Consider the following 17,480-nt stretch of genomic DNA (forward strand, 5'->3'; position numbering starts at 1 on the left):
GTGACAGATCAGCGCACCCGGCCGGCAGCGGCGTCCAGCTGCCGGCCGTAGTGCGCCGCCCGGCTTACAATGGCGGCCCCGGACGCCCCCGAACCGAATGTCATGAAGAAGCTGTTTCTGCTGTTGACCGCCCTGCTCTGCCTCGGCCTGGCCGGCTGTGACCAGGAGTACCGCAACCACCGCGCCGAGCGTGGCAAGCCCAAGATTTCCGTCAGCGAAGGCATGGTCACCGTGCGTCGCCCGCCCGCGCCGAACATCATCATCCTCGCCGACGGCACGATGAAGATGGACGAGATCCAGATTCCGCTGGACGACGGGCAGAAACAGATGCTGCAGACCATGTTCGGCAAACTGCAGGTGCTGCGCCAGAACACCCTGGTGGCCGCACCGGCCGATCCCAACATGCAGCCGGTGAAGATCCAACCGCCGGAGGGCATGGTCGTGATTCCGGCGGACCTGATCCAGCGCATCCCGGAGTTCAAGGATTACACCGACACCTTCGGCAACATCGTCGCCGACCGTCGCTGAAAAAAAACGCCGCCCAAAGGGCGGCGTTTCTGCTTTCTGTAGAGTCGAGCCATGCTCGACTCCGGAACAACAGTCGAGCATGGCTTGTATGTTCCTCCCGGCTCCTACGCGGTATGTAGGAGCCAGGGTGGAGGGACCGTCAAGCATGCATCTGCGGATACTAGCCGACAGACGAGTCGAGCGATCCCCATCCCGCACACGAACGTCGATAAAGGATCGTACGGCCCCCAAAGGGGATCGTCGATGTAGGCAAGCTAACGTCGGTGCGGTACCACCCCAGCCCCTTAAAGATAGCTGGGAGCCGTACAAATGTCTGATTCTCTCGATATTGGCGTGGACGTGGACTCCAAGGAGTTCGTACCGGCAGTGGCCGACCGCAAGGCCGGCGACAGGATCGCCAACACCCGGGCCGGCATAGCCCAGTGGCTCAACACCTTGCCCCAGCGATGCCGGATTGGCATGGAGGCGACGGGGCGGTACTACGAGTTGTTGGCTCGGATGGCTGGCCAGGCAGGCCACGTTGTCTATGTGATCAATCCACGTCTGATCAAGCACTACGGCCGGGCGACGGGCTCGCGTGGCAAGACGGACGCCATGGACGCCGAAGCGATCGCCCGGTACGTGAAGAAGGAGAACGATCGCCTGCGTGAATACGTACCGCGTACCGACGAGCAGCAGCAGATGCACGATTTGCTGCGCAAGCGGCAGACGCTGGTAAAGACACGCGCGCGCCTGGAGCAATCCTTCGGGGTAAGCAAAAGTGCTCCCGGGGAGCTGTCAGATCTGTTCTGCGCTCTGGCTGGGACGCTGTCCGAGCTGGAAAGCGAACTGCAGCGCTTGGGTCGCGATGGAGAGCATGGCACGCTCTACAAGCGCCTGTTGACCATCCCTGGTGTCGGCCCTGCCGTCGCCGCTCACCTGATCTACTACATGACGCGCTGGCCGTTGGCCAACGCCAACGCGTGGATCGCCTGCACCGGCCTGGATCCCCGGCCCAACGAGTCTGGCGGCAGAACGGGACGGCGTCGGCTGTCCAAACAGGGCGCGCCAGTGCTGCGCCAGATGCTCTACATGGCCGCCATGGGGCTCAAGCGGTGTCGTCGGGGGCAACCGCTCTACGACGAGCTGTCAAAACGCGGTCACCCCAGCACCGCCGTCTTCAACATCCTGGCCAGAAAGCTGGCCAGGATCGCCTGGGGCGTCTTCAAAAGCGGCCGGGACTTCGATCCGGCCATGCTGAAGGTGGGTCAAGCCTGCTTCCAGCAGGCTTGACCACGAACATAGGATCTCGACTCTACAACCGGCCGATCAACCGCCGGCGCCGCCGCCACCGGCCTGGATGCCACCGGCGGTCAGCGCGGTCGGGTCCAGCAGGCGACGCAGCTCGGCCTCCTCCAGTCCACTGTCCTCCAGCGCCACATCCAGCACCGGGCGCTGTTCCTTGTACGCACGCTTGGCAATCGCCGCAGCCTTCTCGTAGCCGATGATCGGGTTGAGGGCGGTAACCAGGATCGGGTTGCGCGCCAGCGCCTCGGCAACGCGGTCCTCGCGCACCTTCAGCCCGGCAATCGCACTGTCGGCCAGCAGGGTGGACACGTTGGCCAGCAGGCCGATGCCATCGAGCAGGTTCACTGCGATCAGCGGCAGGGTGACGTTGAGCTGGAAGTTGCCGGTCTGCCCGGCCACGGTGATCGCAGTGTGGTGACCGATCACCTGTGCACAGGCCATCACCGTCGCTTCCGGAATCACAGGGTTGACCTTGCCCGGCATGATCGAGCTGCCCGGCTGCAGCGCCGGCAGTTCGATCTCGCCCAGCCCGGCCAGCGGACCGGCGTTCATCCAACGCAGGTCGTTGGCGATCTTGATCAGCGCCACCGCCAGCGCATTGAGCTGACCGGAAAGCTCCACCGCGTCGTCCTGTGCGGCCAGGCCTTCGAACTTGTTCTCGGCACTGTCGAACTTGAAACCGGTCTGCTGCTTCAGTGCCTTGGCCACCTGTGCACCGAAGCGCGGATCGGCATTGATGCCGGTGCCGATGGCGGTGCCACCCAGCGGCAGCCGGCGCACGCGCTTGAGGCTGTCTTCGATACGCTCCTGCGCCGACGCCAGCTGCGCCGACCACGCGCCGAATTCCTGCTCGAAGGTCAGCGGCATCGCATCCATCAGGTGGGTGCGGCCGGTCTTGACCACCTTGCGCAGGCTGCGGCCCTTCTTGTCCAGGGTCTTGCGCAGGTGCACCAGCGCCGGCAGCAGCTGCTCATGCGTCGCCAACACCGCCGACACCCGCAACGCGGTCGGAATCACGTCGTTGGAGCTCTGCCCCTGGTTGACGTGGTCATTGGGGTGCACAGTGGTCTTGCCCGCCTTGCCGGCACGGTTGGCCAGGGTGGCGATGACCTCATTGGCATTCATGTTCGACGACGTGCCAGAACCCGTCTGGTAGACATCGATCGGGAACTGCGCGTCCCAGTTGCCGGCGGCCACTTCGGCGGCAGCGGTCTGGATGGCCTTGGCCACGTTCTTCGGCAGGTGGCCCAGTTCTGCGTTGACGCCCGCGGCGGCGCCCTTGACCAGGCCCAGGGCACGGATGAAACCGCGCGGCATGCGCTGGCCCGACACCGGGAAGTTCTGCACGGCACGCTGGGTCTGGGCGCCCCACAGTGCGTCCGCAGGCACCTGCAGCTCGCCCATGCTGTCGTGTTCGATTCTGAAACCCTTGCTTGCAGCTTTGCTCATTGCATCAACTCCGCACTACTTCAGTTGGGGAAAGGGAAGCGGCGGCTGGCAGGGTGTCGCTTCCCGGGCTGGCGGCTGCGCCAACGATACTCCCTTGCCCGCAGCGTGGGATGACGAGGGCGGGCCAGATCGTTTCATCCGCAGGGCCGATCTGCACGCGCAAGGGGTAGTGCCGGCCACTGGCCAGCAATCCATGGAATCGTGGGCCGGGCGTGGTTGCCGGCCAGCGGCCGGCACTACCTCACCGGCACGTCGTAGAATATGGCCCCCGCCGCTCGCCCCAGCCCTGCCGACATGTCCGATTCCGCCCTGCTCGCCCTGTCCCCGCTCGATGGCCGCTATGCCGGCAAGGTCGACGCCCTGCGCCCGATCTTCTCCGAGTACGGCCTGATCAAGGCCCGCATCACGGTCGAAGTGGAGTGGCTGCTGGCCCTGGCCGCCGAGCCGGGCATCGTCGAACTGGCCCCGTTCTCCGACGCCGCCGTCGCCCGCCTGCGCGCCCTGGCCGCCAGCTTCAGCCCGGTCCAGGCCGCGCGCGTGAAGGAGATCGAACGCACCACCAACCATGACGTCAAGGCGGTGGAGTACTTCATCAAGGAACAGCTGAAGGACGACGCCGAGCTGGCCCCGGCGCTGGAATTCGTGCATTTCGCCTGCACCAGCGAAGACATCAACAACCTCAGCTACGGCCTGATGCTGGAACAGGCGCGCCGCGAGGTGCTGCTGCCGACCCTGGACGGCATCGCCAACAGCCTGCGCAGCCTGGCCCACGCCCAGGCCGGCCAGCCGATGCTGTCGCGCACCCACGGCCAGACCGCCTCGCCGACCACCCTGGGCAAGGAACTGGCCAACGTGGTCGCCCGCCTGGAACGCCAGCGCAGGCAGATTGCCGCGGTCGAACTGACCGGCAAGATCAACGGCGCGGTGGGCAACTACAACGCCCACATCGCCAGCTACCCGGACGTGGACTGGCCGGCCTTCGCCGAGCGCTTCGTGACCGGCCTGGGCCTGGTGTTCAACCCGTACACCACGCAGATCGAGCCGCACGACAACATCGCCGAGATCGGTGATGCCGCACGCCGCGCCAACATCATCCTGATCGACCTGGCCCGTGACATCTGGGGCTACGTTTCGCTTGGCTACTTCAAGCAGCGCCTGAAGGAAGGCGAAGTCGGCTCGTCGACGATGCCGCACAAGGTCAACCCGATCGACTTCGAGAATGCGGAAGGCAACTTCGGCATTGCCAACGCGCTGTTCGAGCACTTCAGCGCGAAGCTGCCGATCAGCCGCTGGCAGCGTGACCTGACCGACTCCACCGTGTTGCGTGCGCTGGGCACCGCGTTCGGCCACAGCCAGGTGGCGCTGGATTCGCTGGCCAAGGGCCTGGGCAAGCTGGAAGTGAACCCACAGCGCCTGGATGCCGATCTGGACGCGGCCTGGGAAGTGCTGGCCGAAGCTGTGCAGACGGTGATGCGCCGCCATGGCCTGCCGAACCCGTACGAACAGCTGAAGGCGCTGACCCGCGGCCAGGGCATCACCGCCGAGTCGATGCGGGCGTTCGTGCAGGGGCTGGAGCTGCCGGCGGATGCGAAGCAGCGTCTGCTGGAGATGACCCCGGGCAGCTACACCGGCCTGGCCGAGTCGCTGGCGAAGAAGATTTAAGGAGTTTCCTTTGCGGCGGCGGCCGCGGGCGCTGCCTGCGGCAGGCAACGGCAACAGCAACGTCAAGAGCGGCTCTGGATTGCTGCTAGCTGGGCGGGACGGGATGGGCCAGCGGGACACGCCGTAAACCCGTCCATGAAGTGACCCCCGGGAGTTGGACACCAGATCCAACCCCGAGGGATACATGAACAAATACGACGCGCGTTTCAAACTGCAGGTCGCCAAAGAGGCCTGCAAGACCTCCACATCGGTCAAAGCCATTGCCCGTCGCCACGGCCTGGAGTTCTCCACGGTCAGGCGCTGGGTGGCGACCTATCGGCTGCATGGTTGGCGGGGATTTCATCGCCAGGCCCGGTCCTATGACCTCCCGTTCAAGCTGGCTGTCCTGGAGAAAATGAGCCAGGACGGCATGTCCGGGCGCGAGGCCACCACCTACTTTCAAATTGGCGATGCCGGCGCGGTGGGGCGATGGCGGCGCCTGTATGCTCAAGGCGGTGCCCAAGCGTTGGCACCCCCTCCGCCGCCGCCCCGAAAGCCGATGAAGAAGACCCGTTCGTCCAAGCCGCCTGAAGATATGAGCCGCGATGAGCTGCTCAAGGAAGTCGCCTATCTGCGTGCGGAGACCGACTACCTAAAAAAACTCGATGCCTTGATCCGGGAAGAGCAGGCGGCGCAGGACGCAAAGCGCAAGCCGTCCAAGGATTGAGGCAGGTTCATACGCTGTCGCTTCTGCTCGAAGCAGCTGAGCTGTCACGCAGTACGTTCTATTACCAGAATCATGTCCTGGCCCATCCGGATCAGGATGAGGCAGCCCTGTGCGAGCGCATCCGTGCAATCTACGATCAAAGCCAAGGGCGCTATGGCTATCGCACGGTGACGCTGGAATTGGCCAATCAGGGTCATCGGACCAATCACAAGCGGGTTCAGCGCCTGATGGGGGAGATGGGGCTGAAATCGCGGGTGCGTGTGAAGCGCTACCAGGCCTTCAAGGGGGCGGCCAATGTTGTGGTTGGCAATGACCTCAATCGCCAGTTCCATGCCGAGCGGCCCAACCAGAAGTGGGTGACTGACGTGACCGAGTTCAAGGTGCAGGGCATGAAGCTATACCTGTCGCCGATCATGGACCTCTACAACGGCGAAATCGTGGCTTATCAGATCAAGCGTCGGCCCGTATTTGATCTGGTGGGTCAAATGCTGGAGGAGGCCATCAAGAAGCTTCCCCCGGATGAGCGCCCGATGATCCACTCCGACCAGGGCTGGCAGTACCAGCATGAAAACTACCGGCATATGCTGGAAAAGCACTCGTTGAAGCAAAGCATGTCCCGGCGCGGCAACTGCCTGGACAATGCGGCGATGGAGAGCTTCTTTGGAACGCTGAAGTCGGAATTCTTCTACCTGAACAGCTTTGACAGCCTCGAGAGTCTGGAGGCTGGGCTGGTGGAATACATCCAGTACTACAACGAAGAACGCATCAAACTGAAACTGAAAGGTCTGAGCCCGATAAAGTACCGGGAGCAGGCCCAATCGGCCGCCTGACCCCGTCCAAGTCTCGGGGGTCACTTCACCATGGGGGCTCGATGGCGCCATCCATGGCGCCAACGGTCCCGCTGGCCCATCCCGTCCCACCTCTGACAGATTCCTGGTGACGGATCGAAGAGCTTTGGGTTGTCGGGACGGAATTTGGAAGAGGGACGCGGCTTCGCCGCGTCCCTCTGTTGTTTTTGGCTGATTGTAGAGCCGAGCCCATGCTCGGCTGCTTGTTCCAACAGCAAGCCGAGCATGGGCTCGGCTCTACAGGAGCATGAGCAAGCGCAGCGCGCGACCCGCTTTTGCCTTTGATCTTCTTCTTCCATTCCGTGGCGGGCCGCGCAGGAAACTGTCAGGGGCCGGGCGGGGTGGGTTCGCGGGACCGTTGGCGCCATGGATGGCGCCATCGAGCCCCCATGGATGGGTTTACGGCGTGTCCCGCGAACCCACCCCGCCCGGCCCAGCCCATGAAGCGAGCGCTTTACGCGACCAGACCCCGCCACGAGGGGCTCCGCCGTTGGCCGGACACCCCGCGACAAACCCGCGCACGTGCGCAATGCCCACGAACGGCGGACAATGGAGATCTCAGGCGGCCCGCCGCGCCGCCCCTCCCGCTTTCCGCTGCAAGGATTCCCCCATGGCCGCCCGCAAGTCCTCCGCCCCCCTCATCGAAGTCACCGCCCGCCCCGGCCAGCCGCTGGGCATGGCGCCGGCCACCTTCCTGCGCGACTTCTGGCAGAAGCGCCCGTTGCTGATCCGCAATGCCTTCCCGGACTTCCAGACCCCGGTGCAGCCGGAAGACCTGGCCGGGCTGGCCTGCGAGGAAGGCGTGCTGGCACGCCTGATCGAGCACGACAAGACCCAGGACGGCTGGCGCGTGCGCACCGGTCCATTCCAGGAAGACGTGTTCCCCACCCTGCCCGACCACGACTGGACCCTGCTGGTGCAGGACGTGGACAAGTGGGACCCGGACGTGCGCGCCCTGATCGAGCACTTCCGCTTCCTGCCGCGCTGGCGCATGGATGACGTGATGATCAGCTTCGCCGCCACCGGCGGCTCGGTCGGCGCCCATGTCGACCAGTACGACGTGTTCCTGCTGCAGGCCCATGGCCACCGCCGATGGCAGATCGATGCCAGCGAATCGATCAAGGGCAAGCAGCCGCCGCTGGGCTTCCGCCCGGACGTGGAGCTGAAGCTGCTGAAGGTGTTCAAGCCGACCCACGACTGGGTGCTGGCGCCGGGTGACATGCTGTACCTGCCGCCGAACGTGCCGCACCACGGCGTGGCCGAAGACCCGTGCCTGACCTTCTCGTTCGGCATGCGTGCGCCGTCCTCGGCCGAGCTGATCAGTGACTACCTGGACACCCTGATCGCGGATGCCGACGAGAACATCCGCTACCAGGACGCCGACCTGAAGGTGCCGGCCGATCCGAACGAAATCGACACAGTGGCGATGGCACGCGTGATCACCGCCCTCAACGCCATCCGCATGAACGACCCGGACAAGCTGGGCGACTGGTTCGGCCGCTTCATCACCACCTACCGCGCGGCCGGCGAAGTGATGGCCCACCAGGCCGCACCGGCACAGGAAGAAGTGGTCCAGGCCCTGGCCTCGGGCCTGCTGCTGCAGCGCCACCCGTGGGCCCGCCTGGCCTGGCGCCGGGCCAAGCGTGGCGCCAGCCTGTATGTCAGCGGCCAGGACTTCGCGCTGCCGGTGAAGGACGCGCAGCGCCTGGCTGGCACCGAACAGCTGGACGCCGCCGCTTATCGCGGCCTGTCCGACAAGGGCCGTGCCGTGGTCCAGCAGCTGCTGGTCGGCGGGGTGTTCCAGCTGATCGACCCGAATGAGGTATACGAGGCCGAAGACGAGGACGACGGCGAGGATGCCGTGGTGCTCGGCGAGGTCGTCGAAGGCCGCGACCGCGTGGATGCGATCGACGCCGACGCGGTGTCCGACGATGTCCACTCCGTGACCGTGCACGACGACGGCATCGAGGTCATCGTCAACTTCGAGGACGACGAGGAAGACGACAGCGCCGGCCGGGCCTGAGCCATCGCCATGATCCGGGTCCAGCAGGTCAGCCACGCCGATGCCCACGCAGCCATCCACGAGGTACGCCAACGCGTGTTCGTGCAGGAACAGGGCATCGCCGCCGAGCTGGAACGCGATGCGCTGGACCCGGTCAGTGCCCATGTGCTGGCGGTGGACAGTGACAACCAGCCGGTGGGCACGGGCCGGCTGGCCCCGGATGGCCGCATCGGCCGCATGGCGGTGCTGGCCAGCCATCGCAGCCGCGGGGTCGGCGAGGCCCTGCTGGAAGCGCTGGTGGAGGCCGGGCGCCGGCTCGGCCTGGCCGAGCTGCATCTGCATGCCCAGCTGCCCGCCCGTGACTTCTACGCCCGCCAGGGCTTTCTGCCCGAAGGCGAGGTGTTCGAGGAGGCCGGCATCGGCCACCAGCAGATGCGCCGCCGGCTGGGCGCGGCCAGCGCCATCGACAGCCGCGCCGAGGCGGTGGCCATCACCACGGCCATCATCCACCGCGCCCGTCGCCAGCTATGGCTGCACAGCCGCCACCTGGACCCCGGACTGCTCGACGCGCCCCCGGTACAGGCCGCCCTGCGCCGCTTCGTCACCGCCCGCCACGACAAGCAGCTGCGGGTGATCGTGCACGACGCCGCCGCGATCGCATCTAGCGGGGCGCCGCTGCTGGCGCTGGCCCAGCGCCTGCCCAGCGTGATCCAGTTCCGCGAGGTCACCGACCCGGTCGACCGTGCGCTGGCCTCGGCCTGTCTGCTCAACGATGCGGGCGACTTCTACTTTCGTCTGATCGGCCATCGCCTCGACGGCGAAGCCGGCATCGCGCTGCCGGCACGTTCGCAGCCGTTCGAGCAGCAATTGCAGCGCGTCTGGGACCGTTCGCGTGATTGCAGCGAACTGCGCGCGCTCGGCATCTGAGCGGAGCGGGCTGACTCAACCTGTCTGGAACCGGCACCGGGGGACGCGCGATACCTCTGGTGGTGCCCCTTCGTGTCCGGTTGGGGGTACAATTTGGCTGTTTGAACGCGCCCGCGCAGGGCTATTCATCTTCCTGCCGGGTCCTTCTGAAGCCATACCCCACAAAGCGAATCAACACCCTCCATCGTGGACAATCAACTGAAGCAGTTTGCGCAATCTTCGCAACTCGCCGGCGGCAACGCCTCCTATGTCGAGGACCTGTACGAGCAGTACCTGGTCTCCCCGGATAGTGTCGATCCCAAATGGAAAACCTACTTCGACGGCTTCAAGGGCCGTGAAGCAGGTGACATTCCGCACTCGGCCGTCATCTCCCACATTGCGGACGCGGCCAAGGATGCGCTGAAGGCCGGTACCGGCAACGGTGCAGGCGACGAGCGCGAGCGCAATGTCGGTCGTCTGATCACCGCCTACCGCTCGCGCGGCCACCTGGACGCCCGCCTCGATCCGCTGGGCCTGGCCGCACCGGTCAACACCCCGGACCTGGGCCTGCCGTTCCACAGCCTGTCCGATGGCGACCTCAACAGCGAGTTCAGCACCGGCGGCGTCGGTGGCCAGCCGCGCATGAAGCTGCGCGACCTGCTGGCACGCCTGAAGGCGACCTACACCGGCTCGATCGGTGCGGAGTTCATGCACATCTCCGAGGTCGAGCAGCGCCAGTGGATCTACAAGAAGCTGGAACTGGCCGGTGGCAACTACCAGCTGGACGCTGATACCCAGCGCCGCACCCTGGAGCGCCTGACCGCGGCTGAAGGCCTGGAGCGCTACCTGCACACCAAGTACGTCGGCCAGAAGCGCTTCTCGCTGGAAGGCGGCGACTCGCTGATCCCGATGATGGACACCATCATCCGCAGCGCCGGCAAGGATGGCGTCAAGGACGTGGTGATCGGCATGGCCCACCGCGGCCGCCTGAACGTGCTGGTCAACACCCTGGGCAAGAACCCGCGCAAGCTGTTCGACGAATTCGAAGGCAAGTTCGAGCACGACGAGCACGCCTCGGCCGGTGACGTGAAGTACCACATGGGCTTCTCCGCCGACGTCGCCACCGATGGCGGCCCGGTGCACCTGGCGCTGGCGTTCAACCCGTCGCACCTGGAAATCGCTGACCCGGTCGTGGCCGGTTCCGTGCGTTCGCGCCAGGAGCGCCGCAAGGACACCGCGCGCAAGCAGGTCATGCCCATCCTGATCCACGGCGACGCGGCCTTCTCCGGCCAGGGCGTGGTCATGGAACTGTTCCAGATGTCGCAGGCCCGCGGCTTCGCCGTCGGCGGCACCGTGCACATCGTGGTCAACAACCAGGTCGGCTTCACCACCTCCAACCCGCTGGACACGCGTTCCACGCGCTATGCCACCGACGTGGCGAAGATGATCGCCGCCCCGGTGCTGCACGTGAACGGCGATGATCCGGAAGCCGTTGTGTTCGCCGCGCAGCTGGCCTTCGAGTTCCGCCAGAAGTTCGCCAAGGACGTGGTCATCGACCTGATGTGCTACCGCCGCTGGGGCCACAACGAGGCCGACGAACCGGCGATCACCCAGCCGCTGATGTACCAGGTGATCCGCAAGCACGCCACCACCCGCGAGATGTACGCCGAGCAGCTGGAAAAGGCGGGCGTGATCGCCGCCGGTGCCGGCAAGGCGATGGTCGATGCCTACCGCGAGAAGCTGGATGCCGGTGAAGTGACCACCGAGCTGGCCAAGGTCGAGAAGACCCCGCCGACCAGCCCGCTGTTCGTCGATTGGCCGAAGCTGCTGGAAGGCAAGCTGTCCGACCCGATCTCGACCAAGGTCGAGAAGAACAAGCTGGTCGAGCTGGCCAAGCTGATCAACACCATTCCGGACGAAGTGCAGCTGCACTCGCGCGTGGCCAAGGTCTACGACGACCGCCGCAAGATGGCCGCTGGCGAGATCCCGGGCGACTGGGGCTTTGCCGAGAACCTGGCGTACGCCACCCTGCTCGACGAAGGCAGTGCCCTGCGCCTGGTCGGCCAGGACGTGGGTCGCGGTACGTTCACGCACCGCCACGCGATCCTGCACGACCAGAAGACCGACAACTACTACATGCCGCTGCGGCAGCTGGTGGATTCGCCGGAGAAGGCCACCGTCATCGATTCGCTGCTGAGCGAAGAAGCGGTGATGGCCTACGAGTACGGCTTCTCCACCACCGATCCGAACACGCTGTGCATCTGGGAAGGCCAGTTCGGCGACTTCGCCAACGGTGCCCAGGTCGTCATCGACCAGTTCATCGCCGCCGGTGAAGCCAAGTGGGGCCGCATCTCCGGCCTGACCCTGCTGCTGCCGCATGGTTATGAAGGGCAAGGTCCGGAACACAGCTCGGCGCGCCTGGAGCGCTTCCTGCAGCTGTGCGCACTGGAGAACATGCTGGTGGTGGTGCCGTCGACACCGGCGCAGGCCTTCCACATGCTGCGTCGCCAGCAGCACCTGACCACCCGCAAGCCGCTGGTGGTGATGTCGCCGAAGTCGCTGCTGCGCCACAAGCTGGCCGTATCGACCCTGGACGAACTGGCCAACGGCGAGTTCCAGCACCTGATCGGCGACGCCAACGCGGACGCCAAGAAGGTCAAGCGCGTGGTGCTGTGCTCGGGCAAGGTCTACTACGACCTGCTGGAAGACCAGACCAAGCGTGGCCAGGACGACGTGGCGATCATCCGCGTGGAGCAGCTGTACCCGTTCCCGCGTGCGCTGCTGGCTGCCGAACTGAAGAAGTACGGCAAGGCCACCGACGTGGTGTGGACGCAGGAAGAACCGCAGAACCAGGGTGCGTGGTATCAGATCCGCCACCACCTGCAGTTCTGCCTGGCCGATGGCCAGAACCTGCACTACGCCGGTCGCGCACGTTCGGCTTCGCCGGCTGCCGGTCACATGGCTGACCACGTCCGCGAACAGCAGCAGCTGGTCGCCGATGCACTGGTCAACCCGTTCAACGACACGTTCGCTGAATAATCCTCCCCCTATTTAGAAGACAAACCAGGAAGCTCCCGCAATGGCCACCGAAGTCAAAGCCCCGGTACTGCCCGAATCCGTCGCCGACGGCACCATCGCCACCTGGCACAAGAAGGTGGGGGACGCCGTCAAGCGCGACGAAAACCTGCTTGACCTGGAAACCGACAAGGTCGTCCTGGAAGTGCCGTCGCCGGTCGACGGCGTGCTCAAGGAAATCAAGTACGCCGAAGGCTCGACCGTGACCTCCAGCCAGGTCGTGGCGATCATCGAGGAAGGCGCCGTCGCTGCTGCCCCGGCTCCGGCCGCTGAAGAGAAGAAGGCCGAGGCCGCTCCGGCCGCCGCTGCGCCGGCCGCTGCCGCCGCTCCGGCCCCGGCTGCCAAGTCGGCCGCCGACATCCTGCCGCCGGGCGCCCGCTTCACCGCCATCACCGAAGGCGTGAACCCGGCCGACGTCGACGGCACCGGCCGTCGCGGCGCGGTGACCAAGGAAGACATCGTCAACTTCGCCCGCAACGGCGGCGCCGGCAAGGCCGGTGGCGCACGTCCGGAAGAGCGCGTGCCGATGACCCGCATCCGCAAGCGCATCGCCGAGCGCCTGATGGAGTCGAAGAACTCCACCGCCATGCTGACCACCTTCAACGAAGTCGACCTGTCCAAGGTCTCGGCTGCGCGCAAGGAACTGCAGGACGAGTTCGTCAAGGCACACGGCATCAAGCTGGGCTTCATGAGCTTCTTCGTGAAGGCCGCTGCCAATGCCCTGCAGCGCTTCCCGCTGGTCAACGCCTCGATCGACGGCGACGACATCATCTACCACGGCTACTCGGACATCTCGATCGCCGTCTCGACCGAGAAGGGCCTGGTCACGCCGGTGCTGCGCAACGTCGAGCGCATGTCGTTCGCCGACATCGAGAAGACCATCGCCGACTACGCCAAGAAGGCGCGTGATGGCAAGCTGAGCCTGGAAGAACTGCAGGGCGGCACCTTCACCGTGACCAACGGCGGCACCTTCGGTTCGCTGCTGTCGACTCCGATCATCAACCCGCCGCAGAGCGCCATCCTGGGCATGCATGCCATCAAGGAGCGTCCGATCGCCCAGAACGGCCAGGTCGTGATCGCGCCGATGATGTACCTGGCGCTGTCGTACGACCACCGCATCATCGACGGCAAGGACTCGGTGCAGTTCCTGGTGGACATCAAGAACCAGCTGGAAAACCCGGGCCGCATGCTGTTCGGCCTGTAAGACACCTCCCGCCCCTCCGCGCCCGCGCGGAGGGGTTCTGGTAATGCATCAAGGAATAATTCAATGGCTGAACAATTCGACGTCGTCGTCATCGGTGCCGGCCCGGCCGGTTACCACGCTGCCATCCGCGCGGCCCAGCTGGGCCTGAAGACCGCCTGCATCGACGCAGCGCTGGGCAAGGACGGCAAGCCGGCGCTGGGCGGCACCTGCCTGCGCGTGGGCTGCATCCCGTCCAAGGCGCTGCTGGATTCCTCGCGCCAGTTCTGGAACATGGGCCACATCTTTGGCGACCACGGCATCAGCTTCAAGGATGCCAAGATCGACGTCGAGGCGATGGTTGGCCGCAAGGACAAGATCGTCAAGCAGTTCACCGGCGGCATCGGCATGCTGTTCAAGGCCAACAAGGTCGCTGCCTACTACGGCTTCGGCGAACTGCAGCCGGGCAACGTGGTCAAGGTCACCCAGCATGACGGTTCCATCGTCGAGCTGAAGGGCACCAACGTCATCATCGCCGCCGGTTCGGATTCGATCGAACTGCCGTTCGCCAAGTTCGACGGCGAGACCATCGTCGACAACGTCGGCGGCCTGGACTTCACCGAAGTGCCGAACCGCCTGGCCGTGATCGGCGCCGGCGTGATCGGCCTGGAACTGGGCAGCGTGTGGAAGCGCCTGGGCGCTGAAGTCACCATCCTGGAAGCACTGCCGGAGTTCCTGGCCGTGGCCGACGCCGAAGTGGCCAAGACCGCTGCCAAGGAATTCAAGAAGCAGGGCCTGGATATCCGCCTCGGTGCCAAGGTCTCCAAGACCGAGATCACCGGCAAGGGCAAGAAGAAGGAAGTCGTTGTCACCTACACCGACAGCGAAGGCGAAAAGACCCTGACCGTGGACAAGCTGCTGGTGGCCGTTGGCCGTCGCGCCGCCACCAAGGGCCTGCTGGCCGAAGGCACCGGCGTCAAGATCAACGAGCGCGGCCAGATCGAAGTCGATGCGCACTGCCACACCGGCGTCAACGGCGTGTGGGCGGTCGGCGACTGCGTGCGCGGCCCGATGCTGGCGCACAAGGGCTTCGAGGAAGGCATCGCGGTGGCTGAGCTGATCGCCGGCCTGCCGGGCCACGTCAACTTCGACACCATCCCGTGGGTCATCTACACCGAGCCGGAACTGGCGTGGGTCGGCAAGACCGAAGCCCAGCTGAAGGCCGAAGGCATTCCGTACAAGGCCGGCAGCTTCCCGTTCGCCGCCAACGGCCGTGCCGTGGCGATGATCGAGCCGGCCGGCTTCGTGAAGATCCTGGCCCATGCCGAAACCGATCGCATCCTCGGCATGCACCTGGTCGGCGCCAACGTCTCCGAGCTGGTGCACGAAGGCGTGCTGACCATGGAGTTCAGCGGCTCGGCCGATGACCTGGCCCGCATCTGCCACGCTCACCCGTCGCTGTCGGAAGTGATCCACGACGCAGCAATGGCGGTCAGCAAGCGCGCCATCCACAAGGCGAACTGATCGTTCGCTGGTAGTGCCGGCCGCTGGCCGGCACACTCCAGCAATCAAAAGACCCCGCCTCGGCGGGGTTTTTTGTTGCCCGCAACCCTGCCGGGCAGATTGACGTCCGCACGCTCCGGCTCCCCGTCGGTAGCCGGTTCACGCTGATCCGGACGCACTGCCCGCAACGGCCGTGGCCAGCTCCCGCATGAAGACCTGCGTTGCACGCGATGCGCGACCCGCCGGCGAACAGACCAGGCCAAACAATCGACGGATGGCCGGCTTCACCGGCAGCACGCGCAGGCCATGGAGATCGTCCGGCAACGTCGATTCCGGCACCAGCGAGACGCCCAGTCCCTCGCGCGCCAGCACGCACGCGCTGGCCCAGTCGCGCACGGTCATTCGTACGTCGCTCAGCTGTAGACCAGCGTCCGCCATCAGGCGCTGACCGTTCACCGCACAACCCCCTGTTGCGAGGATGAAGGGTTCGCCCGCCAGCTCGCTCAAGGCCACCCCGCTTTCCGTGGCGCGGCGCCCCAGCGGATGCGCCTGCGCGAGCACCGCCATCCACCCGTCGCTGCCCAGCATCAACGGCGCGCGATCTGCAGCGGGGTTCATCACCACGCCGGCGTCGACCGTGCCCGATTCGAGCCAGCGCTCGACCTCCTCGTCCGTACCCTCCACGATCACCACCTCGATGCCCGGGTGGCGGCGCTGGAAATCCCGCAGCAGCGCTGGCAGCACGCTGGAAACGAGTGACGGGAAGGTCGCCAGGCGGATGCGTGCACCACTGAACCCCTGGCTGTCATCGGCCAACGCACGGATCGCCTGCAGGCCGCCCAGCATGATGCGTGCGTGTTCGATCACCCGCTGCCCGAGCGCAGTGATCTCGACCTGACGCCGCTCGCGCACGAACACCGCAAACCCCAATGAGGACTCCAGCTGGGCCAGGGCCTGGCTGGCACCGGACTGGCTGATGCCAACCCGGTCAGCGCCGCGCGAGATGGTTCCCTCGTCGGCCACCGCAACCAGCAGGCGCCAGTGGGCAAGATTCATCATGACAGGCAGTAGCCCAGCTTATGGGAGAAAAATCAAAGATTGATTTTACCGGATACCGCTCGCACAGCAGACTGCCTCGCACCGGCTGACCCGGCCGTCCTTTCTCCCTCGAGACCCTCCATGAAGCTGTACTACGCGCCCTACACCTGCTCGCTGTCGCCCCATATCGTGCTACGTGAACTTGGCCTCCCCTTCGAGCTGGTCAAGGTCGACAACGCCAGCAAACAGACCGCCGATGGCCGCGATTTCCGCACCATCAACCGCAAAGGCTATGTCGCGGCGCTGGAACTGGATGACGGGCAGGTGCTGACCGAAGGCCCGGCCATCGTCCAGTACCTGGCCGACCTGAAACCCGGATGCGCACTGGCCCCGCCCATCAGTAGCTGGGAGCGGGTACGACTGCAGGAATGGCTGAACTTCGTGACCAGCGAGATCCACGCCGGCTCGGCGCCGCTGTTCAACGCCGATCTGCCGGAAGCGGCCAAGGCCTTCTTCCGGCAGAAGCTGTTCAAGCGTTTCGACCTGCTGCAGGAGACGTTGGCAACGCAGGACTTCCTCATGGGACCAGACTTCAGCATCGCCGATGCCTACCTTTTCACGGTACTGGGCTGGTGCCGCTTCTTCTCCATCGATCTGGCGGTGTGGCCGGCGCTGCCTGCCTATGCCCGCAGGATCAACGCACGACCGGCCGTGCAGGCGGCGCTGCGCGCGGAGGCCGCGTGATGTGGGGCCGAGCACAGGCTCGGCGCTACACTTTCCCAACCGGCTTCTTCGGCGGATCGTCGCAGACCCTGTGCTGCACCACCGTCTCGCCAACCTTCCATTCCTTCGCGACCCTGCAGCGCTCCTTGGCTTTCTGCACAGAGACCGCTGCAGCATTTGCCTCGTCAGCCGCAGCAGTCTGCTGGCGTTCCAGCCACACCGACGGTGGCGCTGGAGGTGTGGCCAGTGCCGGCCCCGCGAGCAATGCCAGCGCCACCAGCAGCACCGTCCTCATGCAGCCACCGCTCGGCCACCGAGCAGGCGCGCCGGCAGCATGAACAGCGCGCGCAGGAACGCGAACAGGGCCGAGAAGGTGATGCCGACCAGGCGGAACGGCAGGCTCAGCAGCCACACGAACGGCCAGGCGATCAGGGCGAGGATCGCCAGCGGCCAGCACAGCACGAACAGCAGGCACCACACACCGAGCGCGAACAGGGTCTTCATCACGGTCTCCTTGGGGCGGCACCCTGCCGCCTGCGGACACCTTGGCGCCCCGCCCTGGCCGCCCGCAAA

14 protein-coding genes are annotated in these 17,480 nt (G+C 65.6%); 10 read left to right on the forward strand and 4 right to left on the reverse strand.

The genetic code is table 11. The annotated features are described in order from the left end of the window. Positions 1-102: 102 nt before the first annotated feature. A complete protein-coding gene (locus tag ACZK3J_RS14960; protein WP_032130459.1) occupies positions 103-528 on the forward strand; it encodes a hypothetical protein in 426 nt (141 codons plus the stop codon). Positions 529-894: 366 nt separating this feature from the next. After that, the gene (locus tag ACZK3J_RS14965; protein WP_478476030.1) at positions 895-1,800 is read left to right on the forward strand and encodes an IS110 family transposase; all 906 of its coding nucleotides are present in this window, start codon (positions 895-897) and stop codon (positions 1,798-1,800) included. A gap of 36 nt (positions 1,801-1,836) precedes the next feature. Here the strand turns inward: ACZK3J_RS14965 and ACZK3J_RS14970 are convergent, their stop codons facing one another. Next, entirely contained in the window at positions 1,837-3,264 is a 1,428-nt protein-coding gene (locus ACZK3J_RS14970) for a class II fumarate hydratase (protein ID WP_049400231.1), read from the reverse strand. A gap of 294 nt (positions 3,265-3,558) precedes the next feature. On the opposite strand from ACZK3J_RS14970, the gene purB reads away from it, so the two are divergent. The 7 genes from purB to lpdA all read left to right on the forward strand — a co-directional run bounded on the left by purB (position 3,559) and on the right by lpdA (position 15,167). Beyond that, the gene (gene purB, locus ACZK3J_RS14975) at positions 3,559-4,926 is read left to right on the forward strand and encodes an adenylosuccinate lyase (RefSeq protein WP_049462123.1); all 1,368 of its coding nucleotides are present in this window, start codon (positions 3,559-3,561) and stop codon (positions 4,924-4,926) included. A gap of 184 nt (positions 4,927-5,110) precedes the next feature. Continuing rightward, a protein-coding gene (locus ACZK3J_RS14980) for an IS3-like element ISStma2 family transposase (RefSeq protein ID WP_478476031.1) occupies positions 5,111-6,462 on the forward strand; the annotation gives its coding sequence in 2 pieces (ribosomal slippage) (positions 5,111-5,558 and positions 5,558-6,462; 1,353 coding nt in all). Positions 6,463-7,090: 628 nt separating this feature from the next. Next, on the forward strand, positions 7,091-8,503 hold the full coding sequence (locus ACZK3J_RS14985) for a ribosomal protein uL16 3-hydroxylase (RefSeq protein ID WP_134952223.1): 1,413 nt from the start codon (positions 7,091-7,093) through the stop codon (positions 8,501-8,503). Between the two features lie 9 nt (positions 8,504-8,512). Next, positions 8,513-9,409: a GNAT family N-acetyltransferase gene (locus ACZK3J_RS14990; RefSeq protein ID WP_478476032.1), complete on the forward strand. Its 897-nt coding sequence runs from the start codon at positions 8,513-8,515 to the stop codon at positions 9,407-9,409. A gap of 186 nt (positions 9,410-9,595) precedes the next feature. After that, positions 9,596-12,427, forward strand: coding sequence for a 2-oxoglutarate dehydrogenase E1 component (locus ACZK3J_RS14995; RefSeq protein WP_032129626.1), 2,832 nt, complete (start codon positions 9,596-9,598; stop codon positions 12,425-12,427). Positions 12,428-12,467: 40 nt separating this feature from the next. Further along, positions 12,468-13,667: a dihydrolipoyllysine-residue succinyltransferase gene (gene sucB, locus ACZK3J_RS15000; RefSeq protein WP_414578547.1), complete on the forward strand. Its 1,200-nt coding sequence runs from the start codon at positions 12,468-12,470 to the stop codon at positions 13,665-13,667. A gap of 63 nt (positions 13,668-13,730) precedes the next feature. After that, on the forward strand, positions 13,731-15,167 hold the full coding sequence (gene lpdA, locus ACZK3J_RS15005; RefSeq protein ID WP_008264626.1) for a dihydrolipoyl dehydrogenase: 1,437 nt from the start codon (positions 13,731-13,733) through the stop codon (positions 15,165-15,167). 138 nt (positions 15,168-15,305) lie between these two features. Here lpdA and ACZK3J_RS15010 read toward each other — a convergent pair whose 3' ends face one another. Then, positions 15,306-16,205, reverse strand: a complete 900-nt coding sequence (locus ACZK3J_RS15010) for a LysR family transcriptional regulator (protein WP_478476033.1) — start codon at positions 16,203-16,205, stop codon at positions 15,306-15,308. Between the two features lie 120 nt (positions 16,206-16,325). Between ACZK3J_RS15010 and gstA the strand changes: the two genes are divergently transcribed. Beyond that, a complete protein-coding gene (gene gstA, locus ACZK3J_RS15015; RefSeq protein ID WP_478476034.1) occupies positions 16,326-16,928 on the forward strand; it encodes a glutathione transferase GstA in 603 nt (200 codons plus the stop codon). Positions 16,929-16,953: 25 nt separating this feature from the next. On the opposite strand, the gene ACZK3J_RS15020 is transcribed toward gstA, so the two are convergent. Further along, positions 16,954-17,202 carry a hypothetical protein gene (locus ACZK3J_RS15020; RefSeq protein ID WP_164080952.1) on the reverse strand — a complete coding sequence of 83 codons (249 nt, stop codon included), beginning with the start codon at positions 17,200-17,202 and terminating at the stop codon, positions 16,954-16,956. Next, positions 17,199-17,411 (reverse strand): hypothetical protein, encoded by a 213-nt coding sequence (locus tag ACZK3J_RS15025; RefSeq protein WP_010486834.1) that lies wholly within the window; start codon positions 17,409-17,411, stop codon positions 17,199-17,201. Before ACZK3J_RS15025 ends, ACZK3J_RS15020 begins: the two co-directional genes overlap by 4 nt. Positions 17,412-17,480: the final 69 nt, after the last annotated feature.

The sequence above is a fragment of the Stenotrophomonas sp. 86428_Sma genome (genome assembly GCF_056481585.1).